General features: G+C 76.6%; 1 protein-coding gene. It reads left to right on the top strand.

Features of this window, described 5'->3' with window-relative positions; translation table 11 throughout:
- Positions 1 to 9: 9 nt before the first annotated feature.
- Positions 10 to 668: GTP-binding protein (locus MCAG_RS00855; protein ID WP_007071114.1), on the top strand; the 659-nt coding region annotated here is incomplete at its 3' end.

The following is a 668-nucleotide window of genomic DNA, read 5'->3' as shown; positions in this document are numbered from 1 at the left end:
CCGCCGGGCATGTCGACCACGGCAAGTCTGACCCTGGTCCGGGCACTGACCGGGATGGAACCGGACCGGTGGGCCGAGGAACGCCGCCGGGGCATGACCATCGACCTCGGTTTCGCCTGGACCACGCTGCCCTCCGGGGACACCGTCGCGTTCGTCGACGTGCCCGGCCACGAGCGGTTCGTGCCGAACATGCTCGCCGGTGTTGGCCCCGCCCCGGCCGCGCTGTTCGTCGTCGCCGCCGATGAGGGCTGGATGCCGCAGTCGGCCGAGCACCTGGCCGCGCTGCACGCGCTCGGCGTGGCGTACGGGCTGCTGGTGGTGACCCGCGCGGACCTGGCCGACCCGGGCCCGGCGCTGGCCCAGGCCCGCGCGCAGCTCGTCGCGACCTGCCTCGGTGACGTGGAGGCAGTCGCGGTCAGTGCCGTCACCGGGGCTGGCCTGCCCCGGCTGCGGGCCGCCCTGGACCGCCTGGCGGCCCGGTTGCCCGACCCGCCGGCCGACGCGCCGGTGCGGCTGTGGGTGGACCGGTCGTTCACCATCACCGGCAGCGGCACCGTGGTCACCGGGACCCTCGGTGGCGGCCGGCTGGCCGTCGGCGACGAGCTGGAGCTGGCAGGCACCGGCGAGCACGGTGCGGGTGCGTGGCCTGCACCGCCTCGGCGCCGCCC

The organism is Micromonospora sp. ATCC 39149 (genome assembly GCF_000158815.1).
Lineage (GTDB): Bacteria > Actinomycetota > Actinomycetes > Mycobacteriales > Micromonosporaceae > Micromonospora.
Note: the sequence above shows the minus strand (reverse complement) of the source record. Positions and strands in the feature narration are given on the sequence as shown.